General features: G+C 60.0%; 1 protein-coding gene. It reads left to right on the plus strand.

What is annotated here, in order from left to right; translation table 11 throughout:
• Positions 1–95: 95 nt before the first annotated feature.
• Entirely contained in the window at positions 96–1,220 is a 1,125-nt protein-coding gene (locus Q9295_RS17940) for a mandelate racemase/muconate lactonizing enzyme family protein (protein ID WP_306681958.1), read from the plus strand.
• Positions 1,221–1,390 lie beyond the last annotated feature (170 nt).

A 1,390-nucleotide genomic window follows, 5' to 3' on the forward strand; every position in this document is an offset into this window, starting at 1 on the left:
AGGCGGATCCGAAGCCATCGAAGCCTATCTCGAAACACGCTTCGTAACCCGTAAAGGTTGAGCTAAAGGGGCAGATCAGCGGGGAGGCTGACCGTATGCGTATTTCGTCGATCAAAACATGGCCTATTGGCTATACTGACACCAATGATTTCAACCGCGTGAAATCCACGCTTTTGGTTGAGGTCACAGTGGCAGGCGGTGTCACCGGCTGGGGCGAGGCGGTGACGCTTGCGCCCGAGGCGACAATGGCGGCGCAGGCGCTGATTGATCACGGCTTTGCGCCCATGCTGCGCGAGGCCGGGGATCTGACGATCGAAGAGGCCTGGGCGAAGATGCGTGCCCATTCTTGGTGGTATGGTGAAGGCGGTCTCGCCTCTATCGCGCTGTCTGCTATCGATATGGCGCTGTGGGATATCTTGGGCAAGGAACGCGGCCTGCCGCTTTATGCGCTTTTGGGCGGCAAGCGGGTTGAAAGCCTGCCTGCCTGCGCCAGCAGCCATGTCAACAAGGCGACGCTTGAGGAAAATGTCGCCGAAGTGGTGGATTTCCGTGACCAAGGCTATCTCAGTGCCAAGCTGGGCATGGGGAAAAAGGGGCTCTCGGATGTGGGCCGAAACCCCGAGACCGATATCCGTTTCGTGGCGATGCTGCGTGAAGCGCTTGGTCCTGATTTCACGCTGATGATTGATGCCGGGAATGGCGTCATCTGGGACCGAGAGACCGCGATTCAGACCGTGCGGGCAATGGGCGAATTGGGCATCGACTGGATCGAAGAGCCCTTCTATCCGACCCTAATCGAAGATTACCGCGCGCTGAAGGCCGCGGTCACAGTGCCGATCGCCACGGGCGAGCGGGAGTATACCGTCTCGGCCTACCGCCGTCTGATCGAAACCGGGACGGTTGACATCCTTGGCGTCGATCCGGCCCGATCCGAAGGGGTGACGGGGTTCTGCAAGGTCGATCAGATCTGCACGGAAACCGGCGTCGTGATGAATGCCCATGCTTGGAGCACTGCTGTCTTGACCGCCGCCAGCCTGCATCTGTCGCTTGTCTCGCCCAATACGCGGCTTTTTGAGCTGAAACCCTTCGAGGTCTCGGTTCAGCATGAGTTGGTCGATGCGCCGATCCGCCATCAGGGTGGCCATGTCCATGTCAGTGACCGCCCCGGTATTGGGGTCGAGATCAACCGGACGGTGCTTGAAAGACTGGCCTGGACATGATGGCCCGGGCGCCTGCGGTCCTGCCAGGACCTCATTGGGCTATAGCACGCGCAATGCTTCGGCGGTGGTCGATATGGCCGCCCCTCGTGGCGATCACCTGCGGTGGGATTGTCGATGTTTTTTCCAAAGAGGCCTGCCTTGAGAAGGCGGGGCCCGAATTGGTCCGCATC

The organism is Pseudogemmobacter lacusdianii (assembly GCF_030848395.1).
In the GTDB taxonomy this organism is placed as follows: domain Bacteria; phylum Pseudomonadota; class Alphaproteobacteria; order Rhodobacterales; family Rhodobacteraceae; genus Pseudogemmobacter; species Pseudogemmobacter lacusdianii.